15 protein-coding genes are annotated in these 16,579 nt (G+C 30.1%); 5 read left to right on the top strand and 10 right to left on the bottom strand.

The window, feature by feature from the left end; genetic code table 11:
• Positions 1–234 precede the first annotated feature (234 nt).
• The 3 genes from HLB29_RS01365 to HLB29_RS01355 all read left to right on the top strand — a co-directional run bounded on the left by HLB29_RS01365 (position 235) and on the right by HLB29_RS01355 (position 2,844).
• Entirely contained in the window at positions 235–1,143 is a 909-nt protein-coding gene (locus HLB29_RS01365) for a manganese-dependent inorganic pyrophosphatase (RefSeq protein ID WP_185623365.1), read from the top strand.
• A gap of 27 nt (positions 1,144–1,170) precedes the next feature.
• Positions 1,171–1,695, top strand: coding sequence for a peptidylprolyl isomerase (locus tag HLB29_RS01360; protein WP_185623364.1), 525 nt, complete (start codon positions 1,171–1,173; stop codon positions 1,693–1,695).
• Positions 1,696–1,797: 102 nt separating this feature from the next.
• Positions 1,798–2,844 (top strand): FAD:protein FMN transferase, encoded by a 1,047-nt coding sequence (locus HLB29_RS01355; protein WP_185623363.1) that lies wholly within the window; start codon positions 1,798–1,800, stop codon positions 2,842–2,844.
• A gap of 58 nt (positions 2,845–2,902) precedes the next feature.
• Here HLB29_RS01355 and HLB29_RS01350 read toward each other — a convergent pair whose 3' ends face one another.
• The 7 genes from HLB29_RS01350 to hemC form a co-directional block, all read right to left on the bottom strand.
• On the bottom strand, positions 2,903–4,054 hold the full coding sequence (locus tag HLB29_RS01350) for a CD0519/CD1768 family membrane protein (protein WP_185623362.1): 1,152 nt from the start codon (positions 4,052–4,054) through the stop codon (positions 2,903–2,905).
• A gap of 125 nt (positions 4,055–4,179) precedes the next feature.
• Positions 4,180–5,502, bottom strand: coding sequence for a M18 family aminopeptidase (locus HLB29_RS01345; RefSeq protein ID WP_185623361.1), 1,323 nt, complete (start codon positions 5,500–5,502; stop codon positions 4,180–4,182).
• Between the two features lie 95 nt (positions 5,503–5,597).
• Positions 5,598–7,937, bottom strand: coding sequence for an ATP-dependent helicase (locus HLB29_RS01340; protein ID WP_185623360.1), 2,340 nt, complete (start codon positions 7,935–7,937; stop codon positions 5,598–5,600).
• A 72-nt stretch (positions 7,938–8,009) separates the two neighbouring features.
• Positions 8,010–8,468: a precorrin-2 dehydrogenase/sirohydrochlorin ferrochelatase family protein gene (locus HLB29_RS01335; RefSeq protein WP_185623359.1), complete on the bottom strand. Its 459-nt coding sequence runs from the start codon at positions 8,466–8,468 to the stop codon at positions 8,010–8,012.
• A gap of 9 nt (positions 8,469–8,477) precedes the next feature.
• Complete coding sequence (gene hemB / locus HLB29_RS01330) at positions 8,478–9,443, bottom strand: porphobilinogen synthase (RefSeq protein WP_185623358.1); 966 nt, start codon at positions 9,441–9,443, stop codon at positions 8,478–8,480.
• A gap of 28 nt (positions 9,444–9,471) precedes the next feature.
• On the bottom strand, positions 9,472–10,989 hold the full coding sequence (cobA, locus tag HLB29_RS01325) for a uroporphyrinogen-III C-methyltransferase (RefSeq protein WP_185623357.1): 1,518 nt from the start codon (positions 10,987–10,989) through the stop codon (positions 9,472–9,474).
• 6 nt (positions 10,990–10,995) lie between these two features.
• Positions 10,996–11,925, bottom strand: a complete 930-nt coding sequence (hemC, locus tag HLB29_RS01320) for a hydroxymethylbilane synthase (protein ID WP_185623356.1) — start codon at positions 11,923–11,925, stop codon at positions 10,996–10,998.
• Positions 11,926–12,184: 259 nt separating this feature from the next.
• On the opposite strand from hemC, the gene HLB29_RS01315 reads away from it, so the two are divergent.
• Positions 12,185–12,859, top strand: coding sequence for a TIGR01906 family membrane protein (locus tag HLB29_RS01315; protein ID WP_185623355.1), 675 nt, complete (start codon positions 12,185–12,187; stop codon positions 12,857–12,859).
• A 170-nt stretch (positions 12,860–13,029) separates the two neighbouring features.
• Positions 13,030–13,797 carry a formate/nitrite transporter family protein gene (locus HLB29_RS01310; protein ID WP_185623354.1) on the top strand — a complete coding sequence of 256 codons (768 nt, stop codon included), beginning with the start codon at positions 13,030–13,032 and terminating at the stop codon, positions 13,795–13,797.
• Between the two features lie 147 nt (positions 13,798–13,944).
• On the opposite strand, the gene HLB29_RS01305 is transcribed toward HLB29_RS01310, so the two are convergent.
• The 3 genes from HLB29_RS01305 to HLB29_RS01295 are packed head-to-tail and all read right to left on the bottom strand — an operon-like array spanning position 13,945 to position 16,579.
• Positions 13,945–14,592, bottom strand: a complete 648-nt coding sequence (locus HLB29_RS01305) for a metal-dependent transcriptional regulator (RefSeq protein WP_185623353.1) — start codon at positions 14,590–14,592, stop codon at positions 13,945–13,947.
• On the bottom strand, positions 14,592–15,710 hold the full coding sequence (locus HLB29_RS01300; protein WP_185623352.1) for a metal ABC transporter permease: 1,119 nt from the start codon (positions 15,708–15,710) through the stop codon (positions 14,592–14,594). Before HLB29_RS01300 ends, HLB29_RS01305 begins: the two co-directional genes overlap by 1 nt.
• Positions 15,707–16,579: a metal ABC transporter permease gene (locus tag HLB29_RS01295; protein ID WP_185623351.1), complete on the bottom strand. Its 873-nt coding sequence runs from the start codon at positions 16,577–16,579 to the stop codon at positions 15,707–15,709. The genes HLB29_RS01300 and HLB29_RS01295 overlap by 4 nt, the downstream gene beginning before the upstream one ends.

The raw sequence follows: 16,579 nt of genomic DNA, 5'->3' as shown, positions 1-16,579 counted from the left end.
CTATACCTCTCTATTTCACATTAAATTTTTACTAATCTATATCAAATAGTTAATTTTATATTATTTTTTTAATAACTTCCCATATAATACTATTCTATATTATTTTCATTATAATGTATACTATTTACTCTATTTTTATTTTAAGCTTATTTTAATTATAAGATTTATTTGGTATAATATTAGGGTAATAAATAAGTATATATTAAATAATTATAAATCGAAAGGGGAATAATAATGAGTTTATTAGTATTCGGACATAAAAATCCAGACACAGATTCAATTTGCTCAAGTCTGGTAATGACAAATTTCAAAAAATCTTTAGGAATTGACGCAGTTTCATGTCGACTAGGTGAATTAAGAAAAGAAGCGGAATTTGTTCTTAACTATTTTGGTGTTGAACCTCCAAAAATGTTGAAATCAGTAGATGAAAATGACAAGTGTTGTCTAGTAGATCACAATGAATTTGGACAAAGTGTAGACGGTCTGGAAAAAGCGACTATAGTAGATATTGTAGACCATCATAAATTAGGAGGAATGACTACTGCAGCACCTCTTAGTATGACTTTAAGACCTGTAGGATGTACAAACACTATCCTTTATTCTATGTATAAAGAAAATAATGTCGAAATAACAAAACAAATAGCAGGACTTATGTTATCAGCTATATTATCAGATACTCTAATCTTTAGATCTCCTACTACTACAAATGATGACATAGAAGCTGGAAAAACATTAGCAGAAATAGCCGGCGTTGATTATGAAAAATATGGTATGGAAATGTTTAAAGCAGGTACATCTCTTGATGGATATACAGTTGAAGATATTGTAAATATGGATTTTAAGGCTTTTGAAATGGGCTCAAAAAAAGTTGGTATCGGTCAGGTAATGACTCTTGATATAGATGCTGTAATGAGTAAAAAAGACGATTTCTTGAATTATATAAATGAATCCGATTATGATATGCTTTATCTTGCAATAACAGATATAATAAATGAAGGTTCATATTTACTTTACAAATCACCAGATGAAATAGTTGGAAACGCTTTTAACGTTACTCCTATTCAAGGTGTATTTGTGGAAGGACTTGTATCAAGAAAAAAACAGCTGGTACCTAATTTAACTCCAGAAGTTGAGAAACTTTAATAAATTATTATAAACAGAGGTGAAAAAATGGAACAAAACTATCCAATAGTAACAATAGAAATGGAAAATGGTAGTGTAATCAAAGCTGAACTTTATCCTCATATCGCTCCAAATACAGTAAAAAACTTTATTTCTCTTATAAACAAAGGATATTATAACGGTTTAATATTCCATAGAGTTATAAATGGATTTATGATTCAAGGTGGTTGTCCGGAAGGATCCGGAATGGGAGGTCCCGGATATACTATAGCAGGTGAATTTACATCAAACGGATTTATAAATAATCTAAAACATGAAAGAGGAGTTCTTTCAATGGCTAGAGCCATGAATCCAAACTCAGCCGGATCACAGTTTTTTATTATGCATCAAAACTCTCCGCATTTAGATGGTCAATATGCTAGTTTTGGTAAGGTTATTGAAGGTATTGAAGTCATTGATGAAATAGCAGAAACAAAAACAGGATTTGGTGACAAACCTAAAGTTGAACAAAAAATCGAATCTTTTACAGTGGATACAAAAGGAATAGACTACGAAGAACCAGAAAAAATGTAAGTATAAAGCAGACCGAATTTGGTCTGCTTATTTTAATATAATGTTTCACAAATGAGAGATAGTATTATATAATATAATTATTGAGTTTAGGGAGGAAAGAAAATGGATAAGAAAAACTTAAAAATAATTGCATCTCTATTAGTTCTTGTAATACTAATAGGGGTGTATATATTTGGAAAGCAAAATAAAAAGGAAGATGTGTCAGCTACATACTATTATCTCGGTACGGTAAATGACATAAAAATATTGAAAGATAATAAAAAACACTCTGAAGAAATCTTAAAAAAATCAGAAAAAATACTTATAGATGTGCATAATAAGATGAGTTCACAACTTAGTAATACAGAAGTTGATAAAGTTAATAAAAATGCCGGTATAAAGCCAGTTAAAGTATCTGAAGAAACATTTTATGTTATGGAGAATGCATTAAAATATGCCGGTTTAACAGAGGGTGTATTTGATCCTTCGATAGGTGCAATCTCATCTTTATGGAATATAGGAAATGAAGAAGCTAGAGTTCCTAAGAATGAAGAAATTAAGGATAATTTAAAGTTTGTAAATTACAAAAACGTCTTGTTGAATAAAAAACAAAATACAATTTTTCTTAAGGAAAAGGGTATGAAAATTGATTTAGGCGCAATAGCAAAGGGTTATGCTGCCGACAGAATAGCCAATTTAATGAAAGATGAAAAAATATCTAGTGCTATCATCAATTTGGGTGGTAATGTTTATGTAGTTGGAAAAAAGGACGATTCTAATTTCAAAATAGGTATACAAGCTCCATATGAAAAAAAGTCTGAAGCTATAGGATACATTAAAGGTAGTGATATTTCAGTAGTTACATCGGGTACGTATGAAAGATATATAAAAGATGGAGACAAAATCTATCACCATATGATGGATCCAAAAACAGGTTATCCTTTTGACAATAATTTAAACTCTGTATCAATCATTTCAAAAGTTTCTATGGATGGAGATGCTCTTTCAACTTCTACTTATGGACTTGGTATTGAGAAAGGAAAAAAATTTATTGAAAATCAAAAAAATATTGAAGCAATTTTCGTTACAAAAGATAAAAAAATAATTCTTACAAAAGGATTAAAAAACAACTTTGTATTAACTGATGATACTTATGAAATAATTAAATAAATAAAAAGAGGCTATATAGCCTCTTTTTATTTATTTAAATTTAATACTAAAGCCCTACTTATATAAAAATCATAAATATAAAGTGTGCAACGATACCCGCTACAATACCACCTATAGTATGAGATAAAATAGCTTTTCCTGCTAGTTCTCTAGCTTTTAAAGCATCCATCATACCTATATGAGTACTTAAATACCCTGACCAACACATACCCATTGCTGTAAATACTGCTATATCATTTGCACTTACTTTGCCAGTTTTAATTAACTCAGGTATTAAAGATATGGCCGCGCCAACTGCACCTAATGATGTTATTGGTACTGCAATAGCTTCTGCTGATTTAAACCCGAACATTGGTTCTAGTATAAACTGAAGCTTTGATCCTAATAATGGAAGAAGTTTAACCCCTTCATAGGCTGCACCTGTGTATCCATTTTCACCAGGTCCGAATGTTAGCATCATAACAAATGTACATACAATAAGTATGCCAGGAATAATGGCTAATCCCATTTCAACCCCATTCTTACCGCCTTCCAATAGTGCGTCCAATACCCTTTGGAATAAATTACCTGTCCTAATGTATCTAAATTCGTTCTGATCTTCTACCCCATCAGTATCCAATGTCTCATATTGTTCGTTTGCTGAACTACCATAGTACCTTTTAGTTTGAATTAACATTAATCTTACACTTACTATTGATCCAATAATAGCTGCCAAATTACCAATCAATGCAGGTGCAATGTATTCATCACCTTGAGACACCATAAATGTTGTAACTATAAGTCCCATACCAAAAGATGTTCCTAAGTTACATAGAGCTGGTACCTGATATTTCTTAAAGTATTGAGTGAATGTCTTATCACTTGCAAAAGGTATAATTGCTGGATTATCAGAAAGATACGTTGCTACTGCACCAGTAACACCAGCACCTGGAAGTCCCCATATCGGTTTCATCAATGGCGCAAATATTTTATTAACTAACGCTATTACTCCGAATTCTGATAGCAATGCACTTATAGCACCAGCCAATACCGCCATTGCCATTATGAAAAATGAAGTTTGCAATAATAAATCATGGGCGGTCGCCATCATCGTTTTAAACATCATACCTACACCCATAATACTTCCTAGCCAAATAAATCCACCAAGAAATATTGCCAAAAATACAAAGGTTTCAACGCTTATCGCTTTGACTTTCTTCTTGTGTTCCATGATATCACCTCTTTAAATATAAATTTTTAAGTTCGATTAGTTTGAAAACAACCTTTTTTACATTATACCATATTTGTGAAAGTGTTACCATGTTTTTTTCAGATTTGTCAAAAAATTGTATTTAATTATTCAAAAAAATAATACATTGACATATAATAATTCATATAGTCATCTACAAATGCCAATTCTCTTATAGAATGCATAGCTAATATAGGTATACCAACGTCTACAATAGGTATAGGAATACTTGATGTGATTATTGAACCTATAGTACTTCCACTTTTCATGTCAGAGCGATTTACGAAAATTTGATAATCAATATTGTTCTTCAAACAAAGAGATTTAAATACAGCAACCGAAAATGAATCACTAGCATATGCTCTTCCTGCATGGACTTTTATAGTTGGCCCTTTGCCAAATATTGGTTTATTAGTAATATCAGCCTTTTCTTGCTTATTAGGATGAAGTGCATGGGCAAGATCAGCAGAAATCATAAAAGAATTTTCAAAACTTCTTAACATATCTTCCCTGTCTTTATTTAGTGATATGCATATTCTTTCTATAATATTCAATAATGAATTGGAACCTGCCCCCTCTTTTGAAAGACTTCCAATTTCTTCATTATTAAATAATGATACAAGACTAATACCACTAAATTCACTTTTTTTATTTTTCGAACTGTCTATCAGAGCTAGTATACTTGAATGAGCACTTGCAAGATTATCTAATCTTCCACAAGATATAAATTCATTGCAATCACCTACAACACTTCCTTTTTCATATTCATATAGGTAAAGCTCAAAATCTAATATGTCTTCTATTTCAATTTTTTCGTCTAATTCTTTATGTATTAATTTCAAAATATAATTTTCTTCTAAATTTTCTCCTGATTCCAATACGACAGGCATCATGTCATTTTGCTGGTTATATTCATATCCCGAATTTATATTTCTATTCATATGAATTGCCAGGTTGGGAATAATACAAACAGGTCTTTTTATATTTATAATATATTCATTAGGTGAAAATACATTTGCTTTATTTTTAGTCATTACTTTACCAGCAATTGCCAAAGGTCTGTCAAACCAAGTACTTGCTATCATACCCCCATAAGGCTCTACATTTAACTTAATGCCGTTTTTTGTGCTTATTTCCGGGTTGGGTTTTAATTTATATCCCGGAGAATCACAGTGACTTCCTATTATTCTAAAACCATACTCCTCAACCCTGTCACCATTTATAATAAATGCAAAAAGAGCGGAGGAGTTAACACTTACATAATATTTGCCTCCTATTTCCAGTTTCCATTTATTTTTGCTGTCCAATTCCTTAAATCCATTTTTTTCAAGCATTTTTATAGAATTTTGAACAGCATTAAACATTGTCGGTCCTTTATTGATATAATCAACTAAGTCATTAGCCAGTTCGCTAGCATTTTTTTTAATCATCTCACACCTCCGTATAATGCTTTTTTGAATATATACTCTCATACATTCTCATAATTTTCCATATTACAAGTTGTTTTCAATGCACTTTAATTATACTAATATTTCAATACTTTTATAGTTGTATATTCCAAATTTATCTTTTTCACACCTTTTTTATTAAAAGCTACTGTAATCTCTCCTCCTAATTTTGATATTACTGCCCCTTCACCAAAACTCGGATGGTTTATTATAGTACCTTTTTTTACCTTTGGAATACTTTCTACATTATACGAATCTGCCCCTTTTCCTTCACTACGCTTAATATCAACATCCTGATCTATTTGTATTTCATTTTTATTATCAAGTATTCTAGCACCTATTTCTTTGGCCTTATTCACACTCATTGAATTTTTATATTTTTGTGCATAATTTTGAAGTAAGCTGTAGTCTTTTCCTGCATATTCTACCGGTTTTATAGTGGAATCTAAAATTTCAATACTATCATCGGGAAGCTCTTTCAAAAATCTGGACTTTAAATTCACATTAGTCTTACCATAAAGAGTTCTACTTGCTGTATGTGTTAGATATAACTCTCTCATAGCCCTTGTTATTCCTACATAGCAAAGCCTTCGCTCCTCTTCTATATCAGAATCATTCAGACTGGAAATCGCTCTAGCTATAGGAAATACTTTTTCCTCCATACCAACTATAAAAACTACTGGAAACTCTAAACCTTTTGACGAATGCATTGTCATCAAAGATACTTTTTCCATTTCCTTAGAATTTTCATCATCCATATCACTTGAAAGAGATATATTGGCTAAAAAATCACTTAAATTTTTTACTTCCTCACTGCCATCATCTCTTTTTTCATATTCTATAGCGATAGATTTAAACTCTTGTAGATTGTCTATCCTGTCTTGTGCTTCCTCAGATTTTCCATTTTGTAATTTTTCATTTTTTAGCTTTTGTGCCTCTAATTCAGCTAAATATCCTGTCATCTCCAGTATTTTATCCACCATAATACTAGGTGGATAACCATCAGAAATGGATCTGAATATTCCTATCAAATCTACAAATTCATTTATTCCTTTCTTTGATTTTGTAGAAATATCAGAATTGTTATCTACATCTAAAAGAACAGAGTACAGACTCTCTTTCATCATACTTGCTCTATCTTCAAGTTTTTCAATAGTCTTTAAACCTATTCCTCTTCTAGGAACATTTATTATTCTCTTAACGGATATATCATCTTGAGGATTTACTATCACTCTCAGATATGCAATTAAGTCCTTTATTTCTTTTCTTTCATAGAACTTCGTGCCTCCATATATATTATAAGGTATTTGAAATCTATTCAATGCATCTTCCACTGCTCTTGCCTGAGCATTTGCCCTGTATAATACTGCATATTCGCTAAAATTTCTTCCAGTTTCCATAGAATTTTCATATATTTCGTTTACAACATAATTAGCTTCTTCTACTTCATTTTTTAAGAGCTTTACTTTGACGGGTTTTCCATCTTTTTTATCACTCCAAAGTTTTTTCTTTTTTCTTTCTGTATTATTTGCAATTAGATAGTTAGCGGTATCCAAAATTATTTGCGTGGATCTGTAATTCTGTTCCAACTTAACTACAAATACATTATCATAATCTTTTTCAAATTCCAGTATATTTCTTATATCAGCACCTCTCCAGCCATATATACTCTGATCATCATCCCCAACTACACATATGTTCTGGTGTCCCATTGCCAGCATCTTCACAAGCTCGTATTGGGCTCTTGAAGTATCCTGATATTCATCGACCATTATGTATCTAAATTTTCCTCTATAAAAATTCAATACATCTTCATTTGTTTTTAATAATTCTACTGTCTTGAATATCAAATCATCAAAATCTAAAGCACTACTTCTAATTAAACGTTCCTGATAAATAGCATAGACTTCCGCTACTGTTTTTAGCCAAAAATCTGTACCTGCCTGTCTTGCAAACTCTTTTGGATCCATAAGCTTGTCTTTTGCAGATGATATTGTAGAAATAATGGATTTTGGTTCAAATTTCTTATCATTAAGATCTAATTCTTTTATACATTCTTTTACAAGTGTTATCTGGTCTGAAGCATCATAGATAACGAAACTTCTATTATAACCTATTTTATTAATATCTTTTCTTAATATCTTGACACAACAAGAATGAAATGTAGAGATCCACATATCATGTGAACTTTCCCCAACCATATTTTCAACTCTCTCACGCATTTCATTAGCTGCTTTATTTGTAAATGTAATAGCAAGTATATTACCCGGATTCACATTTTTATCCTCTACCAGATAGGCAATTCTGGTTGTCAAAACTTTTGTTTTGCCCGAACCTGCTCCTGCTAAAATAAGTACGGGGCCTTCCGTTTTTTCTACAGCCTGTTTTTGAGCAGGATTTAAATCATCAATATACATAATAATACTCCTTGTCATTCAACTTACACAATCTAACTTACATAATACATAGATATTTCATGTTTTCAATCTCTATTCAAAAAAATATTTCAACTTATTTTTTATCCTTTTTAAAATTGCTGGATTTTTGCCCAGGCAAGATACACTTACTATTATATCATTACTATCATATTTCGTTTCAAAAAAGGCCATGTTAATAAAATTAGAATTTTTATGATTATCTACAGAATTTATTAATATTTTTTTATTCTTACAATACTCACTAATACTGCTATTTAATTCGGTATTATCTGTGGCCGCAAAAACTAAATCCATATTGTCAATATCCACATATTCAACCTTTTTCTTAATCAAAATGACACCTTCAAACTTTTTCTCCAGTTCCAGAAAATCATCTATAAATTCCGGTGAAATAATGATAATTTTTTCTACATAGCCAATCATTGAATAAACTTTTCTATATGATATTTTTCCACCACCGATTACAAGTATATTCAGTTTTTCTAAATCCACCATTATAGGATAAAACATTGCTTCCTCCTAATATCTATCTATATACTTTGCCATGTCTTTTGCAAAATATGTAATTATAATATTTGCACCGGCTCTTTTTATTGACATAATTGATTCGTATATTACGTCCTCTTTTAACAGTCCTTTTTTTACCGCAAGTTTAAGCATAGAATATTCTCCACTTACATTATATGCAGCTAGAGGCACATCAAAAATCTCACTTGCTCCTTTTATCACATCCAAATACGAAAGTGCTGGCTTTATCATTATAATATCTGCACCTTCCTGAATATCATATTCACATTCCAACATAGCTTCTTTATAATTTGATGAATCCATTTGATATGTTTTTCTATCTCCAAAAGATGGTGCTGATTCAGCAGCTTCTCGAAATGGACCGTAAAAATTAGATGCATATTTCGCACTATATGCCATAATTCCTACATTCACATATCCGTTTTTATCTAAGGTCTCTCTAATTGCTCTCACTCTTCCATCCATCATATCGGACGGAGCCACCATATCTGCACCTGCTATTGCATGACTCAATGCAATTTTTGACAAAAATTTTAGACTTTTATCATTATCTACATAACCATTATTATCTATAATTCCACAGTGACCGTGATCAGTATACTCACACATACAGACATCGGTAATAATCACTAACTCTTTATTTACTTTTTTTATTTCTCTTATAGCTCTTTGAACTATACCATCATCTTTAAAACCGGAACTTGCACACCAATCCTTATCTTTAGTAACACCAAAGATCATTATGCTTTTAATTCCACAATTAACTATTTCTTCTACTTCTTCTTTTAACTTATCTATTGAAAAATGATATACGCCCGGCATGCTTTTTATTTCTCTTTTTATTTTTTCTCCCTCAACAACAAATATTGGATATACAAAATCCTTCATAGATAATCTTGTTTCTCTTACCAAACTTCTTATTGAATTATTCTTTCTTAATCTTCTAGGCCTTCTCATTCTTATTCCTTCTCTTCCATTTTTATTTTTAAAAATTTTTCTCTACATCAGATAATATTATATCTACCAAGGAGTTTATATTCGCTTTATCCGACTCCAAATCGGGATTAATACCACTATACGTCATATTTTTGCTGGTAATACTCCCAATAGATACTTTTTTTATCATTTTCAATTTTTCTATATTTTCTTTTCCAATCAGTTCTACCAAATTATTGAAAGTAGATGAACTTGTAAATGTAATATAATCTATTTTATCATTTTCAAATATATTTATGACCTCTTCCTTTGCTGCTAAATTTACCTTATTAGAATAAATATTCAACCTATGGACTACAGCCCCATTTTCATTCAATTTTTCCTCAAAATCACCAGGTGCTATTTCAGAACATGGATACATTATCCTGTTATTTCCGTTAATTTTTATATCATCTATAATTTTGTCAGCAAGTGAGTTCGCATAAAAATTATCGGCAATAATATCCGGGTATATATCCTTTCCTTCTATTTCTGAAGTGGTAGCTTCTCCAATGCTGCAAATTTTTGAACCCGCCAGTATTCTTTTATCTATCCGATGTTTTCTAAGTGCATTAAAAAAATATTTAACTGAATGTTGACTCGTGAATGCTATATAATCATTATTTTTTATCATTTTTTTTAAATATTCTTTTTCTACTTCAATTCCTTCAATTTGTATAGTCGGTATTTCAATCACTCTAGCTCCTAAATTTTCTAATTTATATCTCAATTCACTATTTTTTGCTCTAGTTCTGGTAATTGCTATTGATTTTCCAAAAAGTGGCCTTTTTTCAAAAAAACCTAATTTTTTAGTAAGAGCCACAACCTCTCCGACAACAAATAATGCAGGCGACTTTACTTTTTTTTCTTCCACAAGTAAATATGCTTTTTCTAAGCTGGATTTTACTGTTTTTTGATCATATTTTGTCGCCCAGGAAACAAAAGCTACAGGTGTATTAGGATCTCTACCATTTTCAATCAACATTTTAGTTATATGCTTTATATTTCCAATACCCATTAAAAAAATAACTGTTCCCTTTTCTTTCGCAAGAGCAGGCCAATTTATATCAAGGTTATCATCATATTTTGAATGTCCTGTTACAACATGAAATGAAGATGCATAGTCTCTATGAGTAACTGGAATACCTGCATAGGCTAATCCACCAATAGCTGAGGTAACACCTGGAACAACCTCAAAATCAACATCATTATCATAAAGTATTTCTGCCTCTTCTCCACCTCTGCCAAAAACGTAGGGATCGCCTCCTTTAAGCCTCACAACTATTTTTCCTTGTTTTGCCTCTTCTAAGATTTTGTGATTTATTTCATTTTGTGGTAAAATGTGGTTACTGGATTCTTTTCCAACAAAAAATAGTTCACATTCTTTTTTTCTATAATCCAGCAATTCTTTATTGACCAATCTATCATAAATAATTACATCCGCTTTCTTTAAACATTCCAAACCTTTTATGGTAATCAAGCCCCTGTCTCCCGGACCAGCACCTACTAAATACACTTTAGACATCATTAGATATTACCTCTCTTTATCGTGCAATTTTTTATATAATATTTTTGCCAATTCATTTCCAATTTCAACCGCATCAACTTTTTTGCCCTCAAGTTTTGCAGAGACAATATTTTTACATTCACTATCCCCATACATAGCTCTTAACCTCAAAATATCACCATCTATTTCTGAAATTGCACCTACCGGCATATGACATCCTCCATCTATACTTTTAATAAAACTTCTTTCAGCAATTACTCCTATATCACTTTCCAAATCCGCAATTTCATCACATATTTTTCTTAAAAAGCTGTCATTTTCTCTTATTTCTATAGCCAAGGCACCCTGCCCTGGAGATGGTATCATCTCATCATAATCAAAATAGTATATTTTTAATTTTTTTTCCAACCCTAACCTTTCAATACCGGCTGCAGCAATCACTATACCATCAAAATCTTCCAATTCCATTTTTTTTATTCTAGTATTTATATTTCCTCTGATTAAAGGAACTTCTATACCGGGATTTATTTTCAATAACTGACTAATCCTTCTTTTGCTTCCAGTTGCTATTTTTATATTTTTTGAATTTTTTAACCAGTCATGAATTTCATCATGATTCATATTATACTTTGAATTTAAAACCAAAATATCTGCCGGATTTGCACGGTTGGGAGTCTTTGTAAGCAAGAGCCCTTCTGAGATAATAGTAGGCATATCTTTTAAACTATGAACGGCAAAATCTATCTCACCAGATAATATTTGTTTTTCAATCTCGGAAACAAAAATACCCTTATCTCCTATTTTATCAAGCGCTCTATCCAATACTTTATCACCTTTAGTAATAATTATTTTCTTTTCTATCTCTATATCAGGATAAAGATTTCTTATTTTATCTATAACTATATCAGTTTGAATTATAGCAAGTTCACTACCTCTAGTACCTACAATTAATCTCATATACTACCCCTTTTTTATTTAATCCTTAAATTATAATTAATATTTTTTATTAAATACGGACTACTCTATAATAATATATATCCTTATCTTCATCAACTTAATATATTATATATTCATCTGCCATTACTTATTTTATCACTTTTTCATTTGTTATTACAAATTTATACACTTCTATAGATTATTAATAAATAATGGACTCTTTTTATCACATTTTAGTGTATAATAAATAGTAATATTTTTATAAACATGGAGGAAAATTTTGAAAACCAATATAAATAATATAAGCAAAAAATATTTTAGTATGGCATTTTTTATGAAAAACACTATTTCTATATTTCTAGTGATACTGACAATTTTATTTACATTTTCTTTTAAACATCTTTATTATTTTGATATAGATTTTTTAAATATAGACTTGTACAGCAATTTTTCTAAAGAAATACTTATACGCAATTACAACTATATAATTGACTTCACAATGTCATTTAAAGACTCTACATTTGATATTCCTGATTTTCCATCTTCATTATACGGAAAATTACACTTTATTGAAGTCAGAAATATAATACAAATTCTTATAAAACTTAGTTTTGTACTTCTTATCACATCAGTGATAGGAGCTGTGTCTTGCTACAAAAAAAAATATTATAAAATTTTTAGAGAAGTTTCAATACAGATAATTGTTTTTCCTATTGTATTATTGCTCCCATTTTTGATAAATTTCTCTAAAAGCTTTGAAATATTTCATAAAATATTATTTAGAAATGATTACTGGTTATTTGATAATAATACTGATCCAGTAATAGATATACTCCCTGAAAAATATTTTTTTCATGTAGGAATACTAATTCTCGTTATTTTATGTTTATTAAGTGTAGCTTCATATATAATATATTATATTTTTTTACATAAAAATTCAAATAAAAAAATATAGAATCTAAGTTATTCCTACTTTTATAATATTATTCGTTTTTTATATAAACAATATAAAAATTTATCTTGTTTTTTGATATTTTTGTTACTTTTAAATCAATACTTACGTTTTTTATCGAATTATGTTATACTATTTTTAATAAATATTCGCTTTTTATAAGGAGGAATTAAATGTATAATGAAACAATTGACAAACTTAGCAATGCCGCTGTATATAAGGCAAATTTTTGCAAAAACAGAAAATTTTCATATATCATATCTTCTGCCCTTGCAGGTGCTTTTATAGGGACTGGCGTTTTATCTTCTTTTATTTCCGGAGCTCTTATATCAACTTCAGAGAGTCCGGCTACTAAACTTATAATGGGATTAACCTTTACTATTGCTCTTACACTAGTAATCTTTACCGGAACAGAACTATTTACCGGCAATAATCTCATTATGACAATAGGAAAACTTGATAAAAAAATAAGCTTTACAGACTTGATTAATGTATGGATATATAGTTGGATAGGCAACTTATTAGGAGCTATAATACTATCCATTATTTTTGTTATTTCAGGACTGGTTTCCACTAATCCATCAGCTGAGTTTTTTGGTGAAGTAGCAAAAATGAAAGCCACTATTCCAGTTTTTCAGCTATTCGGAAGAGCTATTCTTTGTAACTTCATTGTTTGTCTTGCTGTATTAATAACAACCAGAACCCAAAATGATGCAGCAAAAATTCTTTTAATAATTATGTGTTTATTTACTTTTGTCGTATCAGGGTTCGAACATAGTATCGCAAATATGACTGTATTTTCTATAGCTCTATTTGCAAAAAACATAACTACTATCACTTTTGGACAGGCTATTTATTCTCTGATCATAGCAACAATAGGAAATATTATTGGAGGTGTATTTTTCGTCGGTTGTTCTATATACACTTTCAAAACTAAGTAAATTTATAGGACTTTTACTAGTTAATAGATTAATAGACAATTTATAAAATAAAGGGGCTGACTCAAAAGCCCCTTTTAATATAATATAAATATTTTTTTCATTCATAAGAATTTAAAATACTACTTATCTACAAATTATCTAAAATAACTATATTTCAGAAACAAAGATATCCTTGGCTGCAATTATACCTATTTGAACTTCCAACTTATCCTCTTTTCTAATCAATATACTTCCATCATATTTGTCGATTTTTTCCACGTAAATAAAGTCTCCCAATGATAATTTTTTTCTATCCATATATTCCAATAAATCTTTTATATCTGCAAGCCTTTCTATCATCACTCTGTTTCCTTCATCTACATTCGACAATGAAATCAATTTTTTATCATAATCATCATTACTATTTATAAAAATATATCCACCATGAGGACAAGCGATAGGTTCTTTCAAATATTTATTTAGCCTATTCATCAATTTATCTGATGTGGAATACTGAAGGGCTTTTGCTTCTTCATGCACTTCCCCCCAATCATATCCTAATTCATTTTTAAGAAAATACTCCCATAATCTATGTTTTGACATTATTTTTTTTGCTTCTAATACTCCCTTTTCTGTCAAAAATAAATTACTTTTTCTACCATCTACCAATCCTTCCGATTTTAATTTTTTTATCATTTCTGTTACGGAAGGAGGTGATATATCAAGTTTCTCTGAAATCATTTTATTATTAATATTACACCCAAGTTCATTTAGCTCAAAAATTACCGTTATATAGTCTTGCCAACTTGAATTCATTAAATTTCCCCCTCATTATTTAATTTATAATGCTCATTTAAAAAATTATATCGCTTTTCTCCCAGCTCAGTTAATTTATATTCATTATCGGCTATTTCTATCAATCCTTTTGTAAGTAAACTATCAGCTGTTTTTTCAATATCATCCTTGCTCCAATTGAAATGCTTATACATTCCATCAATCCTATTTTCCTGCTTATTTGTACCATCATTAATATGATTTCCTATATGAATAATAAACATATCATTAACGACTCTTGTGAGAATTTTTTTATTGTTGATATATTTTGAAACTGCTCCCTTTTTATTAAATACCACAACAGCTAAATACACTAACATTCCTATAAAAGCACACATTCCTGACATTGATGCATTATAATGTACAGCTAACAAAGTTCCTAAGGTACAATTTATGACAGAAAAAACAGTACTTAATAATATCATTTTCTTTAAATCCTTTGCTACCAAATATGCCGTTGCCGCAGGTGTTATAAAAAATGAAAGAACCAAAATGCTACCCACTGCATCAAATGATACTACTGCCGTTAATGATGTTAATGTCATAAAGATATAAAATATAGCAGCTACCGGTATTCCCAGTAAATAGGCATATTCCTGATTAAATGTAGATATTTTCATCTGCTTGTAAAATACAATTATAAATATTAAATTTATAATTGCTACTATACCGACTTTTATAAAACTCACAGGGAGCATGATCCCCCCTATGCTAATAGTGTCTAGTGATGCAAAAATAACTTCCCCAACTAAAACTATATCCGTATCAATATGAGCATTTCTTGCATATCTGCTAATTAAAATAACGGCAAGTGAAAAAAACATAGGAAATACAACTCCAACTGCATCACTCCTCATAATTCTCTTACTTTTTCCAAGCATTTCTATCGCAGCCACAGTTACAACTCCAAAAATTCCTGCTCCTACAATCAGCCAAGGCGAACTTATGTCTTGAGTTATAAAGAAAGCAATCACTATACCAAGAAGTACTGAATGTGATATGGCGTCTGCTATCATAGACATATCTCTAAGAACAAGGAATACACCTAACATACTGCAACATATTGATGTAATTAATAATACTAAATATGAATCTATCATTGTTTACTCCTTAATCTCAACATATTTACAACCACTCCATATTTTCCAAACAACATCGAAATAAGTGTTATACTTCCCATTGTAAGAATTATAGTCGGACCGGTACTTAAACCCCTATGTATTGAGCTAAAATACGTTCCCAAAACTGCGGAAAAAGCGGCTACAATCGAAGCTATAATCAACACATTTCTCAATTTTTTAGACCAGTGATTTGCACATACACATGGCAATATCAAAAAAGAACTTATTAATATTGAACCTACAGCCTTTAAACCTACACTTACAAGTGCAATTGTCATTAATAGCAATACGAATTCAATTAAACCGGTATTTAATCCTATTGTCTTTGCAAACTCTCTATCAAAGATAAAGGCAATTATTTCTTTTTTAAATAATAAAAATAATGTAATAACTATAATAGAAACTATAATAATTAATTTGACATCCTTTTCTAACATATATGCAGCTTGCCCAAAAATATAATTTTCCAACCCCGATTGAGAGGCACCTTGAAATTTCGCATTTCCTTGTATTACACTTTTAAAAACCATTCCGAGTCCAAAAAAACCAGATAAAAATATAGCCAAATTGGCATCCAATCGCACTTTGGAATATTTCGAAGACATTTGAATCAAAAAATAACTTATTCCGCCAGTCAACATCGCTCCTAATAATAATATAGATGGTTCTCTCGTCTGAAATATCATAAAAAATAAGACTATTCCCGGAAAAGTTGAATGACCAATTGCATCTCCTATCAAACTTTGCCCCTTATATAGATTTAGAGATCCTATTATAGCTGACGAAATTGCCAGAAAAAGAGTACCAATCGAAATTATAATGAAGGTATAACTCCTCAATATTTCCAT

It is taken from the genome of Peptostreptococcus canis, from assembly GCF_014229965.1.
Classification (GTDB): Bacteria; Bacillota; Clostridia; order Peptostreptococcales; family Peptostreptococcaceae; genus Peptostreptococcus; species Peptostreptococcus canis.
Note: the sequence above shows the minus strand (reverse complement) of the source record. Positions and strands in the feature narration are given on the sequence as shown.

What these genes read in the sequence shown, in the direction of transcription:
- HLB29_RS01365 (WP_185623365.1), top strand. Translation starts at nt 235, where the DNA reads ATGAGTTTATTAGTATTCGGACATAAAAATCCAGACACAGATTCAATT.
- HLB29_RS01360 (WP_185623364.1), top strand. Translation starts at nt 1,171, where the DNA reads ATGGAACAAAACTATCCAATAGTAACAATAGAAATGGAAAATGGTAGT.
- HLB29_RS01355 (WP_185623363.1), top strand. Translation starts at nt 1,798, where the DNA reads ATGGATAAGAAAAACTTAAAAATAATTGCATCTCTATTAGTTCTTGTA.
- HLB29_RS01350 (WP_185623362.1), bottom strand. Translation starts at nt 4,054, where the DNA reads ATGGAACACAAGAAGAAAGTCAAAGCGATAAGCGTTGAAACCTTTGTA.
- HLB29_RS01345 (WP_185623361.1), bottom strand. Translation starts at nt 5,502, where the DNA reads ATGATTAAAAAAAATGCTAGCGAACTGGCTAATGACTTAGTTGATTAT.
- HLB29_RS01340 (WP_185623360.1), bottom strand. Translation starts at nt 7,937, where the DNA reads ATGTATATTGATGATTTAAATCCTGCTCAAAAACAGGCTGTAGAAAAA.
- HLB29_RS01335 (WP_185623359.1), bottom strand. Translation starts at nt 8,468, where the DNA reads ATGTTTTATCCTATAATGGTGGATTTAGAAAAACTGAATATACTTGTA.
- hemB (WP_185623358.1), bottom strand. Translation starts at nt 9,443, where the DNA reads ATGAGAAGGCCTAGAAGATTAAGAAAGAATAATTCAATAAGAAGTTTG.
- cobA (WP_185623357.1), bottom strand. Translation starts at nt 10,989, where the DNA reads ATGATGTCTAAAGTGTATTTAGTAGGTGCTGGTCCGGGAGACAGGGGC.
- hemC (WP_185623356.1), bottom strand. Translation starts at nt 11,925, where the DNA reads ATGAGATTAATTGTAGGTACTAGAGGTAGTGAACTTGCTATAATTCAA.
- HLB29_RS01310 (WP_185623354.1), top strand. Translation starts at nt 13,030, where the DNA reads ATGTATAATGAAACAATTGACAAACTTAGCAATGCCGCTGTATATAAG.
- HLB29_RS01305 (WP_185623353.1), bottom strand. Translation starts at nt 14,592, where the DNA reads ATGAATTCAAGTTGGCAAGACTATATAACGGTAATTTTTGAGCTAAAT.
- HLB29_RS01300 (WP_185623352.1), bottom strand. Translation starts at nt 15,710, where the DNA reads ATGATAGATTCATATTTAGTATTATTAATTACATCAATATGTTGCAGT.
- HLB29_RS01295 (WP_185623351.1), bottom strand. Translation starts at nt 16,579, where the DNA reads ATGGAAATATTGAGGAGTTATACCTTCATTATAATTTCGATTGGTACT.